Source organism: Mesorhizobium sp. (genome assembly GCF_041661565.1).
GTDB lineage: Bacteria > Pseudomonadota > Alphaproteobacteria > Rhizobiales > Rhizobiaceae > Mesorhizobium.
The window spans coordinates 1-21,514 of sequence record NZ_JBAZUD010000059.1 but is presented as its reverse complement, the minus strand read 5'-3'; the positions used below and the strand labels follow the sequence as shown (position 1 = coordinate 21,514).

Annotated in this window: 24 protein-coding genes; 11 read left to right on the top strand and 13 right to left on the bottom strand. The window is 64.1% G+C overall.

The features are described from left to right. Positions 1-43: 43 nt before the first annotated feature. The 7 genes from sucD to WC739_RS12670 form a co-directional block, all read right to left on the bottom strand. Complete coding sequence (gene sucD, locus WC739_RS12700; protein WP_372953381.1) at positions 44-946, bottom strand: succinate--CoA ligase subunit alpha; 903 nt, start codon at positions 944-946, stop codon at positions 44-46. A gap of 12 nt (positions 947-958) precedes the next feature. Next, positions 959-1,453: a DUF1579 family protein gene (locus WC739_RS12695; protein ID WP_372953380.1), complete on the bottom strand. Its 495-nt coding sequence runs from the start codon at positions 1,451-1,453 to the stop codon at positions 959-961. A gap of 2 nt (positions 1,454-1,455) precedes the next feature. Continuing rightward, entirely contained in the window at positions 1,456-1,827 is a 372-nt protein-coding gene (locus tag WC739_RS12690; RefSeq protein ID WP_192251269.1) for a cupin domain-containing protein, read from the bottom strand. A 4-nt stretch (positions 1,828-1,831) separates the two neighbouring features. Further along, positions 1,832-3,025: an ADP-forming succinate--CoA ligase subunit beta gene (sucC, locus tag WC739_RS12685; RefSeq protein WP_372953379.1), complete on the bottom strand. Its 1,194-nt coding sequence runs from the start codon at positions 3,023-3,025 to the stop codon at positions 1,832-1,834. A gap of 16 nt (positions 3,026-3,041) precedes the next feature. Then, positions 3,042-4,010 (bottom strand): malate dehydrogenase, encoded by a 969-nt coding sequence (mdh, locus tag WC739_RS12680; RefSeq protein WP_372953378.1) that lies wholly within the window; start codon positions 4,008-4,010, stop codon positions 3,042-3,044. Positions 4,011-4,327: 317 nt separating this feature from the next. Further along, positions 4,328-5,527 (bottom strand): cell division protein ZapE, encoded by a 1,200-nt coding sequence (gene zapE, locus WC739_RS12675; RefSeq protein ID WP_372953377.1) that lies wholly within the window; start codon positions 5,525-5,527, stop codon positions 4,328-4,330. Positions 5,528-5,611: 84 nt separating this feature from the next. Next, positions 5,612-6,151 (bottom strand): protease inhibitor Inh/omp19 family protein, encoded by a 540-nt coding sequence (locus WC739_RS12670; protein ID WP_372953376.1) that lies wholly within the window; start codon positions 6,149-6,151, stop codon positions 5,612-5,614. 279 nt (positions 6,152-6,430) lie between these two features. On the opposite strand from WC739_RS12670, the gene WC739_RS12665 reads away from it, so the two are divergent. The 9 genes from WC739_RS12665 to WC739_RS12625 all read left to right on the top strand — a co-directional run bounded on the left by WC739_RS12665 (position 6,431) and on the right by WC739_RS12625 (position 14,461). Beyond that, positions 6,431-7,450: an MBL fold metallo-hydrolase gene (locus WC739_RS12665; RefSeq protein WP_372953375.1), complete on the top strand. Its 1,020-nt coding sequence runs from the start codon at positions 6,431-6,433 to the stop codon at positions 7,448-7,450. Between the two features lie 83 nt (positions 7,451-7,533). Beyond that, on the top strand, positions 7,534-7,695 hold the full coding sequence (locus tag WC739_RS12660; RefSeq protein ID WP_010912345.1) for a DUF1328 family protein: 162 nt from the start codon (positions 7,534-7,536) through the stop codon (positions 7,693-7,695). A gap of 72 nt (positions 7,696-7,767) precedes the next feature. Further along, entirely contained in the window at positions 7,768-8,652 is an 885-nt protein-coding gene (dapF, locus tag WC739_RS12655) for a diaminopimelate epimerase (protein ID WP_372953374.1), read from the top strand. Continuing rightward, a complete protein-coding gene (gene mtaB / locus WC739_RS12650; protein ID WP_372953373.1) occupies positions 8,652-9,980 on the top strand; it encodes a tRNA (N(6)-L-threonylcarbamoyladenosine(37)-C(2))-methylthiotransferase MtaB in 1,329 nt (442 codons plus the stop codon). Before dapF ends, mtaB begins: the two co-directional genes overlap by 1 nt. 12 nt (positions 9,981-9,992) lie before the next feature. Then, positions 9,993-11,924: a signal recognition particle-docking protein FtsY gene (gene ftsY / locus WC739_RS12645; protein WP_372953372.1), complete on the top strand. Its 1,932-nt coding sequence runs from the start codon at positions 9,993-9,995 to the stop codon at positions 11,922-11,924. Next, the gene (locus WC739_RS12640; protein WP_372953371.1) at positions 11,924-12,499 is read left to right on the top strand and encodes a hypothetical protein; all 576 of its coding nucleotides are present in this window, start codon (positions 11,924-11,926) and stop codon (positions 12,497-12,499) included. Before ftsY ends, WC739_RS12640 begins: the two co-directional genes overlap by 1 nt. After that, complete coding sequence (locus WC739_RS12635; RefSeq protein ID WP_372953370.1) at positions 12,496-13,179, top strand: septation protein A; 684 nt, start codon at positions 12,496-12,498, stop codon at positions 13,177-13,179. The genes WC739_RS12640 and WC739_RS12635 overlap by 4 nt, the downstream gene beginning before the upstream one ends. A gap of 73 nt (positions 13,180-13,252) precedes the next feature. Continuing rightward, a complete protein-coding gene (locus tag WC739_RS12630; RefSeq protein WP_372953369.1) occupies positions 13,253-13,873 on the top strand; it encodes a pyridoxamine 5'-phosphate oxidase family protein in 621 nt (206 codons plus the stop codon). 39 nt (positions 13,874-13,912) lie between these two features. Continuing rightward, entirely contained in the window at positions 13,913-14,461 is a 549-nt protein-coding gene (locus WC739_RS12625; RefSeq protein ID WP_372953368.1) for an NADPH-dependent FMN reductase, read from the top strand. A 184-nt stretch (positions 14,462-14,645) separates the two neighbouring features. On the opposite strand, the gene WC739_RS12620 is transcribed toward WC739_RS12625, so the two are convergent. Both WC739_RS12620 and WC739_RS12615 read right to left on the bottom strand, forming a co-directional pair. Then, positions 14,646-14,852: a 4-oxalocrotonate tautomerase family protein gene (locus WC739_RS12620; RefSeq protein ID WP_013892236.1), complete on the bottom strand. Its 207-nt coding sequence runs from the start codon at positions 14,850-14,852 to the stop codon at positions 14,646-14,648. 153 nt (positions 14,853-15,005) lie between these two features. After that, the gene (locus WC739_RS12615) at positions 15,006-15,926 is read right to left on the bottom strand and encodes an SMP-30/gluconolactonase/LRE family protein (protein WP_372953367.1); all 921 of its coding nucleotides are present in this window, start codon (positions 15,924-15,926) and stop codon (positions 15,006-15,008) included. Between the two features lie 296 nt (positions 15,927-16,222). Between WC739_RS12615 and WC739_RS12610 the strand changes: the two genes are divergently transcribed. Continuing rightward, entirely contained in the window at positions 16,223-16,387 is a 165-nt protein-coding gene (locus WC739_RS12610; RefSeq protein WP_372953366.1) for a hypothetical protein, read from the top strand. Positions 16,388-16,626: 239 nt separating this feature from the next. Here WC739_RS12610 and WC739_RS12605 read toward each other — a convergent pair whose 3' ends face one another. From WC739_RS12605 to ccmA, 4 genes are all read right to left on the bottom strand, one after another. Next, the gene (locus tag WC739_RS12605) at positions 16,627-17,208 is read right to left on the bottom strand and encodes a DsbE family thiol:disulfide interchange protein (RefSeq protein ID WP_372953365.1); all 582 of its coding nucleotides are present in this window, start codon (positions 17,206-17,208) and stop codon (positions 16,627-16,629) included. Then, positions 17,205-17,378, bottom strand: coding sequence for a heme exporter protein CcmD (ccmD, locus tag WC739_RS12600; RefSeq protein WP_372953364.1), 174 nt, complete (start codon positions 17,376-17,378; stop codon positions 17,205-17,207). Before ccmD ends, WC739_RS12605 begins: the two co-directional genes overlap by 4 nt. A 170-nt stretch (positions 17,379-17,548) precedes the next feature. Further along, complete coding sequence (gene ccmB / locus WC739_RS12595; protein ID WP_372953363.1) at positions 17,549-18,214, bottom strand: heme exporter protein CcmB; 666 nt, start codon at positions 18,212-18,214, stop codon at positions 17,549-17,551. Between the two features lie 193 nt (positions 18,215-18,407). After that, positions 18,408-19,016 (bottom strand): heme ABC exporter ATP-binding protein CcmA, encoded by a 609-nt coding sequence (gene ccmA, locus WC739_RS12590; RefSeq protein ID WP_372953362.1) that lies wholly within the window; start codon positions 19,014-19,016, stop codon positions 18,408-18,410. A gap of 285 nt (positions 19,017-19,301) precedes the next feature. Here ccmA and acnA point away from each other — a divergent pair. Continuing rightward, the coding region (gene acnA, locus WC739_RS12585; protein WP_372953361.1) for an aconitate hydratase AcnA at positions 19,302-21,514 on the top strand (2,213 nt) is incomplete at its 3' end.

Here is a 21,514-nt window from a genome sequence, read left to right as displayed (position 1 = left end):
CTGTCTCTTCCCTACTCCCGTACTCCCTTACTCCCCTATTCCCTTAACCTTTGATCGCCTCGACCAGCGTCGTGCCCAGCCGTGCCGGCGATGGCGATACCTTGATGCCGGCGGACTCCATCGCCGCGATCTTGTCTTCCGCGCCGCCCTTGCCGCCCGAAATCACCGCGCCCGCGTGGCCCATTGTGCGGCCGGCCGGCGCCGTGCGGCCGGCGATGAAGCCTGCCATCGGCTTGCTTCGGCCGCGCTTGGCTTCGTCCTTGAGGAACTGTGCCGCGTCTTCTTCGGCCGAACCGCCGATCTCGCCGATCATGATGATCGACTTGGTTTCGTCGTCGGCCAGGAACATCTCGAGCACGTCGATGAACTCGGTGCCCTTGACCGGGTCGCCGCCAATGCCGACGGCGGTGGTCTGGCCAAGGCCGACATTGGTGGTCTGGAACACCGCCTCATAGGTAAGAGTTCCCGAGCGCGAAACAACGCCGACAGAACCCTTGCGGAAGATGTTGCCGGGCATGATGCCGATCTTGCATTCATTGGGTGTCAGCACGCCGGGGCAGTTCGGGCCGATCAGCCGCGAGGCCGAGCGGTCAAGCCGCGCCTTGACCTTGATCATGTCCATTACCGGAATGCCCTCGGTGATGCAGATGATCAGCGGGATCTCGGCTTCGATCGCTTCCAGGATCGCTTCGGCGGCGCCCGCCGGCGGGACGTAGACGACGGACGCGTTGGCGCCGGTCTTTTCCTTGCCCTCGGCGACGGTGGCGAAGATCGGCAGGCTCTCGCCCTTCGACCCGGTCCAGGTCTCGCCGCCCTTCTTGGGATGGATGCCGCCCACCATCTTGGTGCCGTGATAGGCCAGCGCCTGTTCGGTGTGGAACGTGCCGGTCTTGCCGGTCAGGCCCTGCACCAGCACCTTGGTGTTCTTGTCGACGAGAATGGACATGGGAGCCCTTTTCTAAAAGCCGTTGATCGAGGAAGGCGAGACGCGTTTGTAGACGCCGCTCACCATGTCTTGCCATGCATCGCTGCCGGCGGGTTTGAAATGCAATCGCATGCGGTAGGTGTCGGCATCGTCAAGAATATAAGTCACGCGCGCCGAACCGCGCTGTGATGACCGCTCCAGATTGAGCTCGCTGCCGTTCCACACGCCCGTGGCCGGCGAGACCGGCACAATGCCCATCGAATCAAACTGGTGCATGGTGACGACGCTGTTTTGCTGGTCGAAACCGAAGACATTGTGCGAGCCAAACGAAATCGTGCCATCGCGGCGCTGACGATAGCGCTGCACCACGAACAGGCCACCGAACTGTGCCTCCGCCAGCACATCCGAAGTGGCGATGCCGCCATCGGCCCATTGCGTGTCCGCCACCTCTTCCTCGCCACGCCACGCGCCGACCAGCGCCTGCAGGCGCTGGTGATCGGGCGAGAGCGAAGAGAAGGGAGCGCTCATGGTCAGAGCCGCTTCAGGTCGGAGACGGTGAGGTCGCTCTTGGCATTGCCGGTGTTGAGCGTCGTTGCCGGCTCGAACATCAGCACGACCGGCTCGGCGGTCAGCGAACGCGGCCGATGCTCGACGCCCTTCGGCACGACGATGAAATCGCCCTCGCCGAGCTCGACCGGACCGTCACGGAAATCGATGGCAATCCGCCCGCGCAGCACGAGGAAGGCCTCGTCCTCATGCTCATGCGCATGCCAGTCGAAGGTCTCGCCGAACTTGGCGACCTTCGCCTGGCTGTCATTCACGTCGCCAGCGATATGCGGATCGAAGACCTTGGTGATCTTCTGATCCGCCGCCTCGACCAGGTTTATCTTGCGCGGGGGCATCCGCTCAGCCCTTCACCGCCGCCACGATCTTCTTGGCCGCATCATCGAGGTCGTCGGCCGACACCACGTTCAGGCCGCTGTCATTGATGATCTTCTTGCCGAGCTCGGCATTGGTGCCTTCCAGGCGCACAACCAGCGGCACTTTCAGCCCGACTTCCTTGACCGCGGCGATCACGCCCTCGGCGATGATGTCGCACTTCATGATGCCGCCGAAGATGTTGATCAGGATGCCCTTGACCGCCGGATCCTTGGTGATGATCTTGAAGGCCGCCGTCACCTTTTCCTTGGACGCGCCGCCGCCGACATCGAGGAAGTTGGCGGGCTCGGCGCCGTAGAGCTTGATGATGTCCATCGTCGCCATGGCCAGGCCGGCGCCATTGACCATGCAGCCGATATTGCCATCGAGCGCGACATAGGCGAGGTCGTATTTCGACGCCTCGATCTCCTTCTCGTCCTCTTCGCTGGTGTCGCGCAGTTCGAGTACGTCGGGGTGGCGGAACAGTGCGTTGTTGTCGAAAGAGACCTTGGCGTCGAGCACGCGCAGCCGGCCGTTCTTCATGACGATCAGCGGGTTGACCTCGAGCAGGCTCATGTCCTTCTCGACAAAGGCCTTGTAGAGGATCGGAAACAGCGTTTCGCCGTCCTTGGCCGCGTCGCCGTCGAGCTTGAGCGCCGCGTTGAGCGTCTTCACGTCATCCGCGGTCACGCCCTTCTCCGGGTCGATGGCGACGGTGATGATCTTTTCCGGCGTGTCATGCGCGACCGCCTCGATGTCCATGCCGCCTTCGGTCGACACCACGAAGGCGACGCGGCCGACGGTCCGGTCGACCAGGATCGACAGATAGAGTTCGCGTTCGATGTCGGCGCCGTCCTCGATATAGAGGCGGTTGACCTGCTTGCCGGCCGGGCCGGTCTGCTTGGTGACCAGCGTGTGGCCGAGCATCTCATTGGCGTTGGCGACGACTTCGGCGACGGACTTCGCCAGCCGCACGCCACCCTTGGCGTCGGGGCCGAGTTCTGTGAACTTGCCCTTGCCCCGGCCGCCGGCATGGATCTGGCTCTTCACCACATAGAGCGGGCCGGGCAGCGCCTTGGCGGCGGCTTCGGCCTCATCAGCCTTGAACACCGGTACGCCTTCGGCAACGGGCGCGCCGAACGACTTCAGCAGCGCCTTGCCCTGATACTCATGGATGTTCATCTGGATTTGCTCCGGTTTACTTCGAGGCCAGCTGCGGCGCGATCTTGACGCAGGCCTCGGTCAGGCCCTGCACCGTCGCCACCGAACTGTCGAACATCTTCTGCTCGCTCTTGTTGAGGTCGATCTCGATGATGCGCTCGACGCCGCCGGCGCCGATCACCACGGGAACGCCGACATAGGTGTTCTTGACGCCATACTGGCCGGAGAGGTGAGCGGCGCAGGGCAGCACGCGCTTCTTGTCCTTGAGATAGGCTTCGGCCATCGAGATCGCGGAGGCAGCCGGCGCGTAATAGGCCGAGCCGGTCTTGAGCAGGCCGACGATCTCGGCGCCGCCGTCGCGGGTGCGCTGCACGATCTGGTCGAGCTTTTCCTTCGAGGTCCAGCCCATCTTGACCAGGTCCGGCAGCGGAATGCCCGCCACCGTCGAATAGCGGATCAGCGGCACCATGGAATCGCCATGGCCGCCGAGCACGAAAGCGGTGACGTCCTCGACCGAGACCTTGAATTCCTCGGCCAGGAAATAGCGGAAGCGCGAGCTGTCGAGCACGCCGGCCATGCCGACGACATGGCTCTTGGGCAGGCCGGAAAACTTCTGCAGCGCCCACACCATGGCGTCGAGCGGGTTGGTGATGCAGATGACGAAGGCCTTGGGCGCGTACTTCTTCAGGCCGGCGCCGACCTGTTCCATGACCTTCAGATTGATGCCGAGCAGGTCGTCGCGGCTCATGCCCGGCTTGCGCGGCACGCCTGCGGTGACGATGCAGACGTCGGCGCCCTCGATACCGGCATAATCGTTGACGCCCGTGAGGCGGCTGTCGAAGCCATCGACCGGTGACGATTGCGCGATATCGAGCCCCTTGCCCTGCGGAATACCCTCGGCAATGTCGAACAGCACCACGTCGCCGAGGTCCTTGAGGCCGATCATGTGGGCGAGCGTGCCGCCGATCATACCGGAGCCGATAAGCGCTATCTTGTTGCGTGCCATGTGAGGATGTTTTCCCTTTGTCTGTGACCGCGCCCAAATCGCAGACGACTTGATGGCGGGCTTCGAGGAGGCCGGAATGCCGCGGGGGAACCGCGAGTTTTCGCCGCACCCAATAGCCCCGGCGTGATATTAATTCAATCGATTATTTTGAGCCCAGCATTTTCAATCGGTTAGATGGTTTGGGATTTACGTAAACGTCAAAAATATTGAGCCGACTTCCGACAAGCTACACAGGGACAGCGGCAATCGTAAGACCTGAAGAGGGCAATGACGCCCTTGTGAACTGAGGTGATGCGGTACGCGGTGAGCCGACGCCGCTATGCCCGCGCGTGCTTCTCGTCAGGGGTCTCTTTGGCCTTCCGCCGCCGGTCCCAGTCTTCCAGCCAGTCGCGGCTCTGCATCTCGATCAGCCGCGAGGCGGTGCGCTCGAATTCGAAGACCTCGACGCCGCGCTTGGCCGCATAGAGCAGCGGCGGCGCTGCCTCGGCGCTCACCACCAGGCGAACATGATGGTCGTAAAGCGTGTCGATCAGGAGGATGAAGCGCTTGGCCTCGTTGCGCTTGCCTTCACCCAGCACCGGCACGTGATCGATGAAGATCGTTGAAAAGCGTCCGGCAATCGCCAGGTAGTCGCGCGCCCCGAGCGGCTTTTCGCACAGGTCGGCAAAGGGGAACCGCGCCGCGTCGCCGGCGGCGGCAGGCACCGCCACTTGCCGGCCCTTGATGGTCAGCGATGTCGCGGCTGTCGGCTCGCCGCGCGTCATGGCCTGCCAGGCCTGGTCGAGCGCCTGATCCGCCGCCGCGTCGGCCGGCGTCACATAGACGGGCGTGCGGGCGAGCTTTTCCAGCCGGTAATCCTTGTCTGTATCCAGCGAAAGCACCTGCGCGTGCCGCTCTAGGATGGCGATGAACGGCAGGAAAAGCTGGCGGTTCAGCCCGTCACGATAAAGATCTTGGGGCGCCACGTTAGAGGTGGCGATCAGCACCACGCCGCTGGAAAACAGCGCCGAAAACAGCCGCGACAGGATCATCGCGTCGGCGATGTCGGTGACCGAGAACTCGTCGAAACACAGCACCCAGGCCTGCTCGGCCAGCGCCTTGGCCACCGGCGGGATCGGATCGTCCTCCTTGACCGTGCCCTCCTTGCGCGCCTGCCGGTGCTTCTGGATGCGGTCCTGCACGTCGGCCATGAAGTCGTTGAAATGCACGCGACGCTTGCGCCGAACCGGCAGCAGCTCGAAGAACATGTCCATCAGCATGGTCTTGCCGCGGCCGACGCCGCCATGGATGTAGAGGCCCTTGACGGCCTCCTTCGTTTCGCGCTTGCGGGCAAACAGCCAGCCAAGCGCGCTGGACTTGTGCGCCAGCCGCTTCGCCGAGATCTCCGATGTCAGCCGGTCGAGCGCGGCGGCGATCCGTTCCTGCGCCGGATCGCGCTCGATGGCACCGGTCGCCACCAGATGATCGTAGCGTTGCCTGACGGTCGCATGGGTCTGGAGGCCGTCACGCAGATGCATCGGTCACGTCATTGTGGAGCACGTCCCGGAAAATTGCATAGCCGTTTTCCGCCGGGACGTGCGTGGGACAAAAGGAAGTATCGATTACCTTGTCAGTGAAATCGGCTGGCCGTTCGACGTCTGGCCATCGAATTTCGAGCCGCCCGAGGAATAGAGCCGCGCCAGCGTGTCGCCATTGGCATCATAGAGCGTGAGTTGCTTGCCGGCGACGTTCCACGACTTGATGCCGTCCATCGGCGGTGGGCAATGCAGCGGTCCGGCACGGAAGCCGGCGCCGAACTTGGTCTGCGGCGTCGCCACCTTGCAGCTCTGTCCGCCAACGCTGACGTTCCAGACGCCGGCGACGCTTCCGGCATTGACGTCCGATGCGCCCGCGGGCGCCGAGCCGTCCGGCGGCAGCGACGCAACCTGCGTGTTCGCCGGCGCCGTCGGGAATTTCGACGGATCAGTGGTGCCCGGCGATGCCGGCGGCGGCAGCTGGTTCGAGGAGACCTGGCCGGCCGGCGCGGCCTGCAGCGGAGCGGGCTGCTGGTCGTCCATCGACGAGAACCTTGAGGTGGAGCAGCCGCTCACAAAGAGTGCCGCCAGCGATACGGCCACCAGGCCGCTTCTAGAAATAATCATTCCAACCTCCGTCGGATCCGGCTGGGGGGATGCCGTCCGCGCAATCTCGCCTTCACCAAGATGGAGAAGGTGGCGAAATTTCAACCTGATATGGTTAAAATAGGGTTTGCGTGGAGAAATGTTGCAAATTTATCGCAATCCTGGACACCGAAATCGCTTCCTCCTCTCTTCTTTGCAAGTGGATCGCACGACCAGCTCGCTGCGCGCCGACATGCAAACGCTTGGAACGGGCGGCGCGCAGCCTTATGTCAGGGCGAGGAACCTGCCGGGAGCCGTGCATTGGCCGCGAAAAAGAAAACCGCCAATCGCTATTACAGCGGCCCGCCCAGCGATCATTTCGACGGCGCCCTGTTCTTCAATCCCGGCGGCCAGATGCCCGCTCGCTTCACCGATCTCTTGAAGTGGCAGTTCAACGGCCAGCGCTCGAAATGGCCGGCCGCCAGTCCCAGTCCTTTTTCACAGGCGAAACCGGCCGGGCGCGTCGACGGGTCCGGCCTGAAAGTGACCATGGTTGGCCACTCCACACTGCTGATCCAGACAGCGGGCCTGAACATCCTCACCGATCCGGTCTGGTCGCAACGCACGTCGCCGTTCTCCTTCATCGGCCCAAGACGCATCAACCCGCCGGGCATCGCCTTCGCCGACCTGCCACCGATCGACCTCGTCCTGGTCAGCCACAATCACTATGACCACCTCGACCTCGCCACGCTGAAACGGCTGAAGGCCGCCCACGACCCGCTGCTGATCACGCCGCTCGGCAATGATGCCCTCATCGGCAGCGCGGTCCCCGGCATGCGGCTCACCGCGCATGACTGGGGCGAGACGATCGAGATCGGCAAGGGCGTCTCTGTCCACGTCGAGCCGGCGCATCACTGGTCGGCGCGCGGCGCCGGCGACCGGCGCATGGCGCTGTGGGCCGGTTTCGTCATCGAGACGCCGGGCGGCAAGGTCTATTTCGCCGGCGACACCGGTTTCCACGACGGCATCAACTATCGGCTGATGGCGGGGAAGCATGGCGGCTTCCGCTTCGCCATCCTGCCGATCGGCGCCTATGAGCCGCGCTGGTTCATGGCGTCGCAGCACCAGAATCCGGAAGAGGCCGTGCATGGCATGGTCCTATCCAACAGCGCCTTCGCCGCCGGCTGTCACTGGGGCACGTTCCAGCTTACCGACGAACCGATCGGCGAGCCGGCGGAAAAGCTGGGCCACGCACTCGACGCTCAGGGCATTGCGCGCGAGCGCTTTCGCCCGATGCGGCCCGGCGAGGCCTGGGACGTGCCGGAGCCGAACGCATCCTGACGGCAACCGGTCCGCGGCGGGAACCCGGGCCCGCCATCCGCGTTTCCATGCGTTTCGAAATCTACGGTTCGCGAGGCACCCCCATGATCAAATGGATCATCATTCTCCTGATCGTCGCCGCGGCGGCGAGCCTGCTCGGCATGCCGGCGCTGGCGGGAGCCGCCGCCACCGGCGCGCGCATCCTCATCGGCATCGTCCTGGTGATCTTCCTGCTGGTGGTGCTGGGCATCTTCGCCGTCACGTAAGGCCGCCGCGCACTGGTAATTCCCGGCCGTTTCCGCCATATAGCGCCAAACGGACACGGAATTTTCGGAGCGATGGCAAGCACTGCCCCTTTCGCCAAGATGAACGGTATCGGCAACGAGATCATCGTCGCCGATATGCGTGGCCGTGCCGATCGGGTGACGCCGGCTGCGGCCATCGCGCTGAACGCCGATGCCGCGACAAGCTTCGACCAGATCATGGCCATCCACGACACCAGGACGCCGGGCACCGCCTTTTTCATCGATATCCTCAATTCCGACGGCTCCAGGGCGCAGGCCTGCGGCAATGGCATGCGCTGCGTCGTCCAGGCGCTGGCGGCCGAGACCGGCCAGAAGACCTTCACCTTCGAGACCGTCGCCGGCATTCTCAACGCGCGCGAACATGCCGATGGCTCGATCTCGGTCGACATGGGCATGCCGCGCTTCGGCTGGCAGGACATCCCGCTGGCCGAGGAATTCCACGACACAAGCAGGATCGAGCTGCAGATCGGCCCGATCGACGCGCCGGTGCTGCATTCGCCCTCGGTCGTCTCGATGGGCAATCCGCATGCGATCTTCTGGGTCGACCGCGATGTCTGGTCCTACGAGCTCGACCGGTTCGGCCCCCTGCTCGAGAACCACCCGATGTTTCCCGAGCGCGCCAACATCACCATTGCCCAGGTCACGTCTCCCCAGAGCATGGTGATTCGCACCTGGGAGCGTGGCGCCGGCCTGACCAAGGCCTGCGGTTCCGCCGCCTGTGCGTCGGTGGTCGCGGCTGCCCGCATCGGGCTGACCGGCCGCAACGTCAGCCTGCTGACCCCGGGCGGCGGCACCCTGCATGTCGAATGGCGCGAGGACGACCACGTCATCCTGACCGGGGCCGCCGAATGGGAATTTTCCGGTAGCTTCGATCCCTCAACCGGAGACTGGGCCCGCGACACCGAAAGCGCGGCCTGATGTCCGCTCTTTCCAAGGGCACTTTGCGCGAGGCTCCGCCTTCTGGCCGCATCGAAGTGGTGACCTTCGGCTGCCGGCTCAACACCTACGAATCCGAGGTGATGCGGCGCGAGGCCGAAACCGCAGGCCTCGGCGCCCTTGAGGGCGGCGCGGTGATCTTCAACACCTGCGCCGTGACCGGCGAGGCCGTGCGCCAGGCCAGGCAGGCGATCCGCCGCGCGCGCCGCGACAAGCCGCGGGCGCGCATCATCGTCACCGGCTGCGCGGCGCAGACCGAGCCGGAAAAATTCGCCTCGATGGACGAGGTCGATCTCGTCCTCGGCAATGAAGAAAAATTGCACGCGCATGCCTATCGCGCATTGCCCGATTTCGGCGTCAACGACACCGAGAAGGCCCGCGTCAACGACATTTTTTCGGTGCGCGAGACCGCCGGCCACATGGTCGACGCCATCGAGGGCCACGCCCGCGCCTTCGTCCAGGTGCAGAATGGCTGCGACCATCGCTGCACCTTCTGCATCATTCCTTATGGTCGCGGCAATTCGCGCTCGGTGCCGATGGGCGCCGTGGTCGAGCAGGTCAAGCGCCTCGCTGGCAATGGCTATTGCGAGATCGTGCTGACCGGCGTCGACATGACCAGCTTCGGCGCCGACCTGCCGGGCGCGCCCAGGCTGGGCAGGCTCGTCAAGACCATCCTCAAACAGGTTCCCGACGTCAGGCGGCTGCGGCTGTCCTCGATCGATTCGATCGAGGCCGACGACGACCTGCTCGACGCGCTCGCCACCGAGCCGCGGCTGATGCCGCATCTGCATCTGTCGCTGCAGTCGGGTGACGACATGATCCTGAAGCGCATGAAGCGAAGACACAGCCGCGACCAGTCGGTCCGCTTCTGCGAGGATGTGCGCAAGCTGCGCCCCGGCATCGTCTTCGGCGCCGACATCATCGCCGGTTTTCCGACCGAGACCGACGAAATGTTCGAGAATTCCGAAAAAATCGTCGAGCAATGCGGGCTCACGCACCTCCACGTCTTTCCGTTCAGCCCCCGCGAGGGCACGCCGGCCGCGCGTATGCCGCAGCTTCCCCGCGACGTGGTCAAGCAGCGCGCCGCCCGGTTGCGGGCCGCCGGCGAAACCGCGTATCGCCGCCATTTGTCGTCGCTTTCGGGAACGCGCCAGTCGCTCCTGATCGAGCGCGGCGGTCTTGGCCGCACCGAAGGGTTCACGCTTGCCGCGATGGCCACGGGCAAACCCGGGGATATTGTCGAGGCACACATCACCGGCCATGACGGCGCCCGGCTGATAGCGGCACCGCTTGCCGCCCACGCCGCCTGAGAAACGCAAAGCATGGCTGGTTTTTTCAAGAAGATATTTTCGTTCGGCAAGAAGGAAGGCGTCGACGAGCGGGTCGACGAGACCGCCCCGCTGCCGCCGATCAAATGGGAAGCGCTCGACGCGCTGAAGCCGGCGGCCGAGCAGGTCGTTCCGGAATTTCTGAAGCGGGATGAACAGCGGCCCGATGAGATCGTGCCGACACCGCCGGTCGAGCCTGTTGTAGCGCTGCAGCCAGTGCCGACGCCTGTTGGGGAAACATCCCCCGAGCCCGGTCCGAACATTCCGCTGGCGCCGCAACCGACTGTTCCGTCCGAGCCGGAACCGCTGCCGCCGCCAGCACCGGAAGAGGAGCCGGCGCCTGCGCCGGTGACTCCGGAGCCGCCGGCACCCGAGGAAATTCCGCTTCCCCCGGCCGCTCCGGAGCCCGCTCCCTTACCGCAGCCGCAGGAAGTCCCCGTTCCCGCGCCAGCCGAGCCCGAGATTGCGCCGCCGCAGCCGGAACGGCAGCCGGAGCCGGCGCCGATAGAAGTGCCGGCGCCGCCTGCCGAGATTCCGGCCGGGATTCCGGTCGAAGTGCCGCCACCGGCCGAGGCTTCAGAGACGTCGGCTTCAGTAGCTGGCACCGCCCCTCATCCGGCTGCCGCCACCTTCTCCCCGTATAGGGAAGGGGAGAAGGAAGCTGAACCCGACGCCGCGCCTGCCCTTGCAGACGTCGAAGAAGAGGCCGCACCGCTGACGCCCCCCTCTCCCCGCCTCTCGCGGGGAGAGGGTAAGGGTGAGGGGCAGCACCACCCTGCGCAGGTCGCGGCACCCCCTGCCGCGCCCCAGGCTCCCGCCGCCGAAATCGCGCCCCCCATTCGCCAGCCCGCGCCGATCGAATCGCAGCCGGTCATTGCCGAGATCGCGCCAGAGCCGCAATCTGTCCCGCAGCCGGCAGCGGAGCCGAGACCGGCTCCCGGCAAGGTGACCGTCACCAAAAAGGTCGAGCAGAAGGCCGAGCCCATAAAAGCGCCGGAGCCGGCGCCCAGGCGCTCCTGGTTCCAGCGCATGCGGGACGGGCTGGCCCGTTCTTCCAGGGAACTCACCGGCAACATCGCCGGCGTCTTCACCAAGCGCAAGCTGGACGAGGAGACGCTGCAGGACCTCGAGGACGTGCTGATCCGCGCCGATCTCGGCATGGAAACCGCGCTGCGCATCACCGATGCGCTGGCCGCCAGCCGCTATGGCAAGGATGTCTCCGACACCGACGTCCGCACCGTCATGGCGGCCGAAGTGGAGAAGGTGCTGAGCCATGTCGCCATGCCGCTGGAGCTCGACCTGTCGCACAAGCCGCATGTCATCCTGGTCGTCGGCGTCAACGGCACCGGCAAGACCACCACCATCGGCAAGCTGGCGGCCAAGCTCACCGATGGCGGCCTGTCGGTGATGCTGGCGGCCGGCGACACCTTCCGCGCCGCCGCGATCGAACAGCTGAAGATCTGGGGCGAGCGCACGAAATCGCCGGTCATCGCCTCGAAGATCGGCGCCGATGCCGCCGGCCTCGCCTACGACGCCTTCGAACGGGCCAAGGAAGCCGGTTCCGATGTGCTGATCATCGACACCGCCGGCCGGTTGCAGAACAAGACCGAACTGATGGCGGAGCTTGAAAAGATCGTCCGCGTGCTGGGCAAGCTCGACCCCGAAGCGCCGCACACCGTGCTGCAGACCGTCGACGCCACCACCGGCCAGAACGCGCTCAACCAGGTTGAGATCTTCCGCAACATCGCCGGCGTCAACGGCCTGGTGATGACCAAGCTGGACGGCACGGCGCGCGGCGGTATTCTTGTCGCGATCGCGGCAAAGCACAAACTGCCGGTCTATTTCATCGGCGTCGGCGAACAGGTCGACGACCTCGAACCCTTCTCGGCAAGCGAATTCGCCAGGGCGATCGCGGGAGTTGCTTAATGTCCGAGCACGGGCTGCACTCGGGCTTAAAACTATACCTGGACCAACTTGCGGCCGTGATTGCGGCCAAGTTATCGATTCCTGCGCTGATGATGAGCTTGCCACTGCCTGAAGCGTTGGGCCGTCTGGAATTCCGACGAAAGAACAGTGACGTGTTTACAAGTTGGTGGGATCGTTACATGCCCCCTATGTACCAAACTCGTCTGCCTGGCGCCAAAGCTAGGAAGCTCCGAAACGACCTCATCCATAATTTCGGCGGTACTGACGAAACCGACAAAACTTCAGACTTAGCTTTTTCATTTCCGGAACTGAGCATGGTCGAGTTTCATGGCGTAGAACTGGACGTTGGCGGTCGAAATGTGCACGTCCTAAGTGCGCTGAGAGTCGCAAGCGATATTCAAGCGGCAGCAATGTCTTGGATGGAAGCACCACCAATAGGCTTTGACATTCTGCGAATGAACCGGATGTTGAAGATAAACTTCAATTTATTAGAGCCGATCGGGTCAGGTATCCCGTTGATGACAATGCGTAATGTCCCTGAGGGGCAATGTAATAGCTTGAGTATACGACAATGAAAAAGCACTTAGAATCCGTCCTCGAACGCGACCCGTCCGATCCGCAGAAGGAGAAGAAGGAGGGCGTCAATCCGGTGCTCAAGCTGGTGCTAGAGCTCGGTCCCCTGCTGGTGTTCTTCTTCGCCAACGCCCGCGGCGCATGGCTGGTGCAGAAATTGCCAGTCCTGGGCGAGTTCGGCGGCCCGATCTTCGTCGCCACCGGCCTGTTCATGGCCGCCACGGCCATCGCCCTGATCGCCTCCTGGCTGCTCATCCGCACCTTGCCGATCATGCCGATGGTGTCGGGCGTCGTCGTCTTCATCTTCGGCGCGCTGACGCTCTATCTGCAGGACGACATCTTCATCAAGATGAAGCCGACCATCGTCAACACGCTGTTCGGCGGCGTGCTGCTTGGGGGCCTTTACTTCGGCAAGTCGCTGCTTGGCTATGTCTTCGATTCGGCCTTCCGTCTCGACGCCGAGGGCTGGCGCAAACTGACCTTGCGATGGGGCCTGTTCTTCCTGTTCCTGGCCCTTGCCAACGAAGTCGTGTGGCGGAATTTTTCCACCGATGCCTGGGTTACCTTCAAGGTCTGGGGGATCATGCCGATCACGCTTGTGTTCACCTTCAGCCAGATGCCGCTGATCCTGCGGCATTCGCTCGATGAGAAGGCCGCGAAGGAAGACAAGTCCGGCAAGTAAGGAGTGGCGCTTTCCCAGAAAAGCGAAGCGCTTTTCCTGGGAATTCCGTCCACACAAACAGGGAGACGTCGTCATGGAGTTCGTCACCACGCGTGAACAGCTGAGGACGATCTACAAGACGCCGCGGCCAACCGACGGCTCCATCCGCAAGGAATTGCAGGCGCTTGACGGCCATTGCCGTTCCTTCATCGGCAAGAGCCCGTTCGTGCTGATCGGCTCCTCCGATGGCGGCGGCAACGCCGACGTGACCCCGAAGGGCGACAGGCCAGGCTTCGCCGCCGTGCTCGACGACCATACCATCGCCATCCCCGACCGGCCCGGCAACAACCGGCTCGACACGCTGGAGAACATTCTCCTCAACCCGTCGGTCGGGCTGCTCTTCCTCATCCCCGGCATGAACGAGACGCTGCGCGTCAATGGCGACGCCCGCATCACCATCGATGCGGGTTTGCGCGAGCGCCTCGCCGTCGACGGCCGCGAGCCGCAAAGCGTCGTCGTGGTCACCGTCAAGGCCGCCTACATGCATTGCGCGAAGGCCTTCATGCGCTCCGATCTGTGGAAGCCGGAGAGCTGGTATGACCGCGCGACACTGCCGACGCTGGGCCAGATCATGCGCGATCAGCTGGCGCTGTCGGAGACGGCCGGCAGCATCGATCGCGAGCTGGACCAGGATTACCGCCAGACCATGTGGTAGGTTTTTCGCGTCACGATTCGCTCCTGCCCGGCCATTTCCTTGATCGACATCCTTGCACTCTCCGGCAGCCTGCGCGCCGCCTCGACCAATTCCGCCCTGGTCGCGGCCTTGGCGCGCAATGCGCCGCCCGGCTGCCGGGTCACCGTCCATGACGGGCTCGCAAGGTTGCCGATCTTCAACCCCGACGACGAGGGCGACCGGACGCCCAGCGAAGCGTCGCGTCTTATCGAAGCCGTTGCTCGAGCCGATGGCGTGATCGTCTCCTGTCCTGAATATGCCCATGGCGTGCCGGGCGGGCTGAAGAACGCGCTGGACTGGCTGGTGTCGCGCGACGCCGCCATCGACAAGCCGGCCATGCTTGCTCACGCCTCGCCACGCTCGCTATACGCACGCGCCGCCCTGGCCGAGATCATGCGGACGATGTCGTTCGCGCTCTATGAAGACATGGCGCTGGAAATCGCGTTACTGGGGAAGAAGCCGCCGGAGGTGGAAAGGATACTGGGGGAGGAGGCGAACCAGCGGGCGATGCGGGAAGCCGTGCAGGGCTTTATGGGTTTTATCCGCGCAAACGCAGCTTCGTCATCCTAGGGCGGAGCAAGGAGCGAAGCGACGCGGCGCAGACCCTAGGATCCATGCCGTGACGCTGAAGCATTGCGACGCTTACCGATTCTGCGCCGCTGTGCTCGACGTCGGCGGTCACGGCATGGATCCTCGGGTCAAGCCCGAGGATGACGAAGGGAAGGGGGACCGCCCCCAAAGGGCAGCAGCCGCCCTACCCCTTCCGCAGCGTCTCGACATCGGTCTTGCCGACATACCAGTCGCGGGCGTTGACCTCTTCGAAAACCACCCAGACATCGTCATTGCCCAGTCCGGTGGCGTCCATGATGGCCGCCGTGACTTTCTTCGCGATATCAGCCTTCTTGCCGGCCGGGTCGGCGGCGATCACTTCCTTGACGATGCGGATGTTGACGAATGGCATGGTGTCCTCCCTTTGAATCGTGTCTGATACTGCCGGCAGACGGCTTTGGAATTCCCTGTCGCGAACCCATCGCGGGCGGCGCCGGCAGCCGTGACGCAACGGGCATGCGTAGAAACGCCATCAACGCCCGCCACAGAAGAGTTTGCAGCAGCCTCAATAGGTTTTGGCGCCGTTGACCATCAGCCGCACCATGTAGAGCGACGTCGTGCCGGCGATATAGAGGCAGTTCAGCTTGTTGCCGCCGAACGCACAATTGGCTGTGACCTCGGGCACCTTGACCTTGCCGATCAGCGTGCCGTCCGGATCGTAGCAATGGATGCCGTCGGCAGCACTTGTCCAGATGCGGCCGTCCTCGTCGAGCCTGAAGCCGTCGAACAGGCCGGCCGTGCAATCGGCGAAGACCTTTTCGCCCGACACCTTCTTGCCGCCCTTGCCGACATTGAACACCCGCATATGCGCCGGGTCCTTGTCGCCATGCGTGCGGCCGGTGTCGACGACATAGAGCTTGCTTTCGTCGAGCGAGAAAGCGATCCCGTTCGGCCGCACCATGTCGGTGATCACGGCCTCGACGTCGCCCGTGCCGGGATCGACCCGGTAGACGTGGCAGGCACCGATCTCGCTTTCGGCCTTGTCACCCTCATAGTCGGTGTCGATGCCGTAGCTCGGATCGGTGAACCAGATCGAGCCGTCGGACTTCACCACCGCGTCATTGGGCGAGTTCAGCCGCTTGCCCTTCCATTTCGAAGCGATTGTTGTGACCGAGCCGTCATGTTCGGTGCGGCTGACGCGGCGGCCCGAATGCTCGCAGGTGACCAGCCGGCCCTGCCGGTCGACGGTATTGCCGTTGGAATTGCCCGATGGCTGGCGGAACACGCTGACGCTGCCATCCGTCTCGTCATAGCGCAGCATGCGGTTGTTCGGGATATCAGACCAGACAAGGTAGCGGCCGGCGGCGAACCAGGCCGGCCCTTCCGCCCAGCGGCACCCGGTGAACAGTTTTTCCACTTGCGCATTGCCGTTGAACAGGCGCGAGAAGCGCGGATCGAGAATTTCATAATAGTCTGCGGCCGCCATGCATTTCCTCCCGGCATCACGTGACGCCGGATCAAGCCAGCCCGCGGCCGATCTGGCAAGATGGGCCCTGGCGATTTGTATGACAAAATGGAGAGCAAGCCGCATGCGACCATGCCCGGCCCAGCGATGGTCCGGGCCAGACGCATCTTAGCAATCGCTTAACCTGCTATGCGCTGGACGCAATGGTGCATTGCAACATCTTCTTTTTGCAACGCACCAATACTATGTCATGTTTTGTCGTGATCAAGGGAGGAACAACCGGCCGCCAGATGCGGCTCAAGAAAAGGGAACTCGCCATGATCTTCAATATGATGAACCGCGCTCGCCAGAGCATTGCCAAGCGCCGGCACTACAACCGCCTCGTCGCCGAAGTCGACAGCTTTTCCAGCCGCGATCTGGCCGACATGCGCGCCGACCGCTCGGAAATGCTCTATCAGATCCACAAGCAGATCTACGGCTAAGCCTCACCGCGTTCGTCATCCTCGGGCTTGACCCGAGGATCCATGCCGCGACTTCATAAGAAGTATGCAGCCGGCTGGGAATAGCGGTTCTACCCGCGGCGAGCGTCCCAATCCTGGGCCGCCTTGGCTGCGACCAACGTCACGGCATGGATCCCTTGGGCTGCGGAGCAGCTCCAGGTCTACGCCGCGTCGCTTCTCTCCTTGCTTCGCCCTAGGATGACGAATGCGGGACGGTGCCGTCAGTTCGGCGCCGCCAACGCTTTTTCAATCTGTGGCAGCAAGAGATCTCGCACCGTCTCAGACGTCAGCGGGCCGACATGCTTGTAGGCGATCTTGCCGTCCTTGCCGATGACGAAGGTTTCCGGCACGCCGTAGACCCCCCAGTCGATCGCCGTGCCGCCCGCTTCGTCGACGCCGATGACCTGGAACGGGTTGCCCAGGTCGCCAAGGAAGCGGCGGGCATTTTCCGGCCGGTCCTTGTAGTTCAGCGCCGCCATGACGAACCGCTTGTCTTGCGCCAGCGCCAGCAGCACCGGGTGCTCTTCCCGGCACGGCGCGCACCATGACGCGAAGACATTGACCAGCGTGACCTTGCCGGCGAAGGCTTTCGAATCGAGCCCCGGCAGGTTTGATCCCTCCAGCGCCGGCAGCTTGGTCTGCGGCGCCGGCATCCCGATCAGCGCCGACGGCACCTCCGAAACATCGCGCCCCGACAGCAGCTGCGACAGGAACAGGCCTGCCAGGCCGAGGAAGATCAGCAACGGCAGAAGCACGAACAGGCGGCGGCCTGCCGGCGGCGGCGTTTCGGTCTCGCTGCTCATGGCTTTGCCGTGCCGGCCTTGTCGGAGCGCCTGCGCACGCCGGCCGCTTCGAGCTCCGCGAGTTCGCGCTTGCGGGCCCGCTGGTCAAGCAGGATCCAGCCGATCAAGCCGGCCAGGCCTAAGGCAGTGATGCCATAGGCAGCGGTGACGTAGAGGGCGTGTGCGCTCATGCCTGCCGCTCCCTCGCCGACATCCTTCTCTCCAACCGGATGCTTCCGTCTCGCTCGATCATGCTTTTCCTTAGCGGCGTGCCGGCGGCTTCGCAATCGGCCGCCGCGCCGAACATAGGCGGTCGCCGCACCGCGGCCTTTGATGTCACGCAAACCCTGACTGACGTCACTCAATCTGTCCCATGCCGCAGCGCCAGCGCCGCCGACACCGGCCCCAGCACCGCAAGAAACAGCGTCAGCGCGGCGAGAATGAGGAAGGGCTGCAGGAACGGATCGGGATTGGCCGTCGCGCCGTAGCTCGCCGAAACCCCGAAGATCAGCACCGGGATGGTCAGCGGCAGCACCAGGACCGAGATCAGCAGCCCGCCGCGCGGCAGCGCCACCGCCACGGCGGCACCCGCGGCGCCGATGAAGGTGATGGCCGGCGTGCCGACCAGAAGCGTGAGCGCCGTGGCGCCGATGCCGAGCGGCTCCATGTTCATGAACAGACCGAGCAGTGGTGCGGCAATCACCAGCGGCAGCACGCTGCCCGCCCAATGCGCCAGGCATTTCACCAGCACCGTCAGCGCCAGCATCTGGCGGTCATTGCCGAGCACCAGAAGGTCTAGAGATCCGTCCTCGCGGTCGGCCTGGAAAAGCCGGTCGAGCCCGAGCAGGCAGGACAGCAGCGCCCCGATCCACAGGATTGCCGGGCCGATGCGGGCAAGCAGCTTCAGGTCCGGCCCGACCCCGAACGGAATGGTGGCGATCACGGCAAGGAAGAAGATGATGCCCGTCAGCGCCCCGCCGCCGGCGCGGATGTTGAGACGGATATCGCGCAGGAAGAGGGCTAGCATGGCGTGAGATGCCTGTGCTTGAGCACCCCCCTCTGGCCTGCCGGCCATCTCCCCCGCAAGGGGGGAGATTGGCAGTTCATGCGGCTCCCCGGCCTTTGAACGTTGAAGATTGGCGAAGGCCGAGACAAAATCCGATCTCCCCCCTTGCGGGGGAGATGTACGGCAGGACAGAGGGGGGTGCCTCGCACCTTCATCAATCCGTGTCCCCCATCACCAACGCCTTCGCCCCAACCAAACCCAGCGGTAGATGCGTCGCCGCCACGATCGTTCCACCCGCTTCACAATACCTCGTCATCAGTCTCGCAAACCGCGCCTCCGAAGCCTTGTCCAAACCCGCCGTCGGCTCGTCGAGCAGCCACAGCGGTCGGGGACTCACCAAGAGCTTCGCGATCGCCGCGCGGCGCCGCTGGCCGGTCGAGAGGTAGCCGAAGGGCAGGTGGCCAATGCCGCCAAGCCCAACCGTTTCCAGCGCCTCCTCGACGCCGACATTGCCTCCACCATTGAAGTCTCGCCAGAAGCGCAGGTTTTCCGTGACGCTCAGCGCCGTCTTCATTGCATTGAGATGGCCGAGATAGTGGCAGGCTGACGCGACCGACGGGAAGTCCTCGCCCCCGCCTTCGATGCGCACGCTGCCTTCGGCCACCGGAAGCAGCCCGGCGATGATCCGCAGCAGGGTCGATTTGCCGGCGCCGTTCGGCCCGGTGACGACCAGCGCGTCGCCGGCTTGCAGGGCAAAGCCAACCCCGGAAAAAACCGGCTCGCCGCCGCGTTCGCCGCCCAGATTTTCGGCGATCAGCCGCATCCCTCGCCTGCCCTGAAAACAATCCATCGCGGCGGCTGCCGCATCGCACAAATTTGCCTTTTGACTGTCTAGAACTATTCCAGAAAATTCTCTATATGCGGTGCATCCGTGCCAGCGGTCGGCACGGGAACAGAATTTGCGCCGAACCAGCGCACGCGCCGCCTTGAACGGCTCGGGTTGCTTGGGAACGGATAGCGGAAATGGCCGTACCCGCACCTTTGCGCGTGATTGCATGCCATCGGCGTCCGTTCCCTTTCAGGCTGAACAGACAAGAATGGATCGCACGTGTCAAAATCCCTCGATAGTTTCAATTGCCGTCGCACGCTGACCGCAGGCGGCACGGAGTATGTTTATTTCGATCTCATCGAGGCCGAGAAGAACGGCCTCACCGGCATCGCCCAACTGCCCTATTCCATGAAAGTGCTGCTGGAGAACCTGCTGCGCAATGAGGATGGCCGCTCCGTTACCAAGGAATCGATCCAGGCGGTCGCCGGCTGGCTGACCGACAAGGGCACCGCGGGGGTCGAGATCGCCTATCGCCCGGCCCGCGTGCTGATGCAGGATTTCACCGGCGTTCCGGCCGTGGTCGACCTTGCCGCCATGCGCGACGCGATGGCCTCGCTCGGCGGCGATCCGCAGAAGATCAACCCGCTGGTGCCGGTCGACCTCGTCATCGACCATTCCGTCATCGTCGACGAATTCGGCACGCCGATGGCCTTCGCCCGCAATGTCGAGCTCGAATACGAGCGCAACGAGGAACGCTACAAATTCCTGAAATGGGGCCAGCAGGCCTTCCGCAACTTCCGCGTCGTGCCTCCCGGCACCGGCATCTGCCACCAGGTCAACCTCGAATATCTCGGCCAGGTGGTATGGACCAACACCGAGGACGGTGAAATCACCGCCTATCCCGACACCTGCGTCGGCACCGATTCGCACACCACCATGATCAATGGCCTTGGCGTGCTCGGCTGGGGCGTCGGCGGCATCGAAGCCGAGGCCGCCATGCTCGGACAGCCCGTCTCCATGCTGTTGCCGGAAGTCATCGGCTTCCGCCTTACCGGCAGGCTGAAGGAAGGCGTCACCGCCACCGACCTGGTGCTCACCGTCACCCAGATGCTGCGCAAGAAGGGCGTCGTCGGCAAGTTCGTCGAGTTCTTCGGCCCCGGCCTCTCCAACATGACGCTGGCCGACCGCGCCACCATCGGCAACATGGCGCCCGAATATGGCGCCACCTGCGGCTTCTTCCCGGTCGACGTCGAGACCATCCGCTACCTCACCATGTCGGGCCGCAGCGAGGATCGCATCGCGCTGGTCGAGGCCTATGCCAAGGCGCAAGGCCTGTGGCGCGACACCAGCTCGGCCGACCCGGTCTTCACCGACCTGCTCGAACTCGAACTCGGCAGCGTCGTGCCGTCGATGGCCGGCCCGAAGCGGCCCGAAGGCCGCGTCGCGCTGGAGGGCATCCCCGAAGGCTTCGCCAAGGCGATGGACACGGAATACAAGAAGGCCGCCGAAATCCACAAGCGCTATCCCGTAGAAGGCACGTCGCACGATCTCGGCCATGGCGACGTCGTTATCGCCGCCATCACCTCCTGCACCAACACATCGAACCCGAGCGTGCTGATCGGCGCGGGCTTGCTGGCCCGCAACGCCAACCGCCTCGGCCTCAAGCAGAAGCCCTGGGTGAAGACCTCGCTGGCGCCCGGCAGCCAGGTGGTCGCCGAATATCTGGAGAAATCCGGCCTTCAGAAGGAACTCGACCAGATCGGCTTCAACCTAGTCGGCTTCGGCTGCACCACCTGCATCGGCAATTCCGGGCCGCTGCCGGCGCCGATCTCGAAGACCATCAACGACAAGGGCTTGATCGCCGCCGCGGTGCTCTCCGGCAACCGCAATTTCGAAGGCCGCGTCTCGCCCGACGTGCAGGCCAACTATCTCGCCTCGCCGCCTTTGGTCGTCGCCCATGCGCTGGCTGGAACCGTCACCAGGGACCTGACCACCGAGCCGCTCGGCGAGGACAAGAACGGCAATCCGGTCTATCTCAAGGATATCTGGCCGAGCTCGGCCGAGATCCAGGAGTTCATCGAGAAGAACGTCACTCGCGAGCTGTTTGCCCGCAAATACGCCGATGTCTTCAAGGGTGACGAACATTGGCAGAAGGTGCAGGCGCCGGAGGGCCAGACCTACGCCTGGGACGACAATTCGACCTATGTGCAGAACCCGCCCTATTTCGCCGGCATGACAGCGGGCTTCGGCAAGATCGAAGACATCAAGGGGGCGCGCGTGCTCGGCCTGTTCGGCGACAAGATCACCACCGACCACATCTCGCCGGCGGGCTCGATCAAGGCTGCCTCGCCGGCCGGCAAGTACCTGACCGACCATGGCGTCGGCGTCGCCGACTTCAACCAGTACGGCACGCGGCGCGGCAACCATGAGGTGATGATGCGCGGCACCTTCGCCAACATCCGCATCCGCAACCACATGCTGGGCGAGAATGG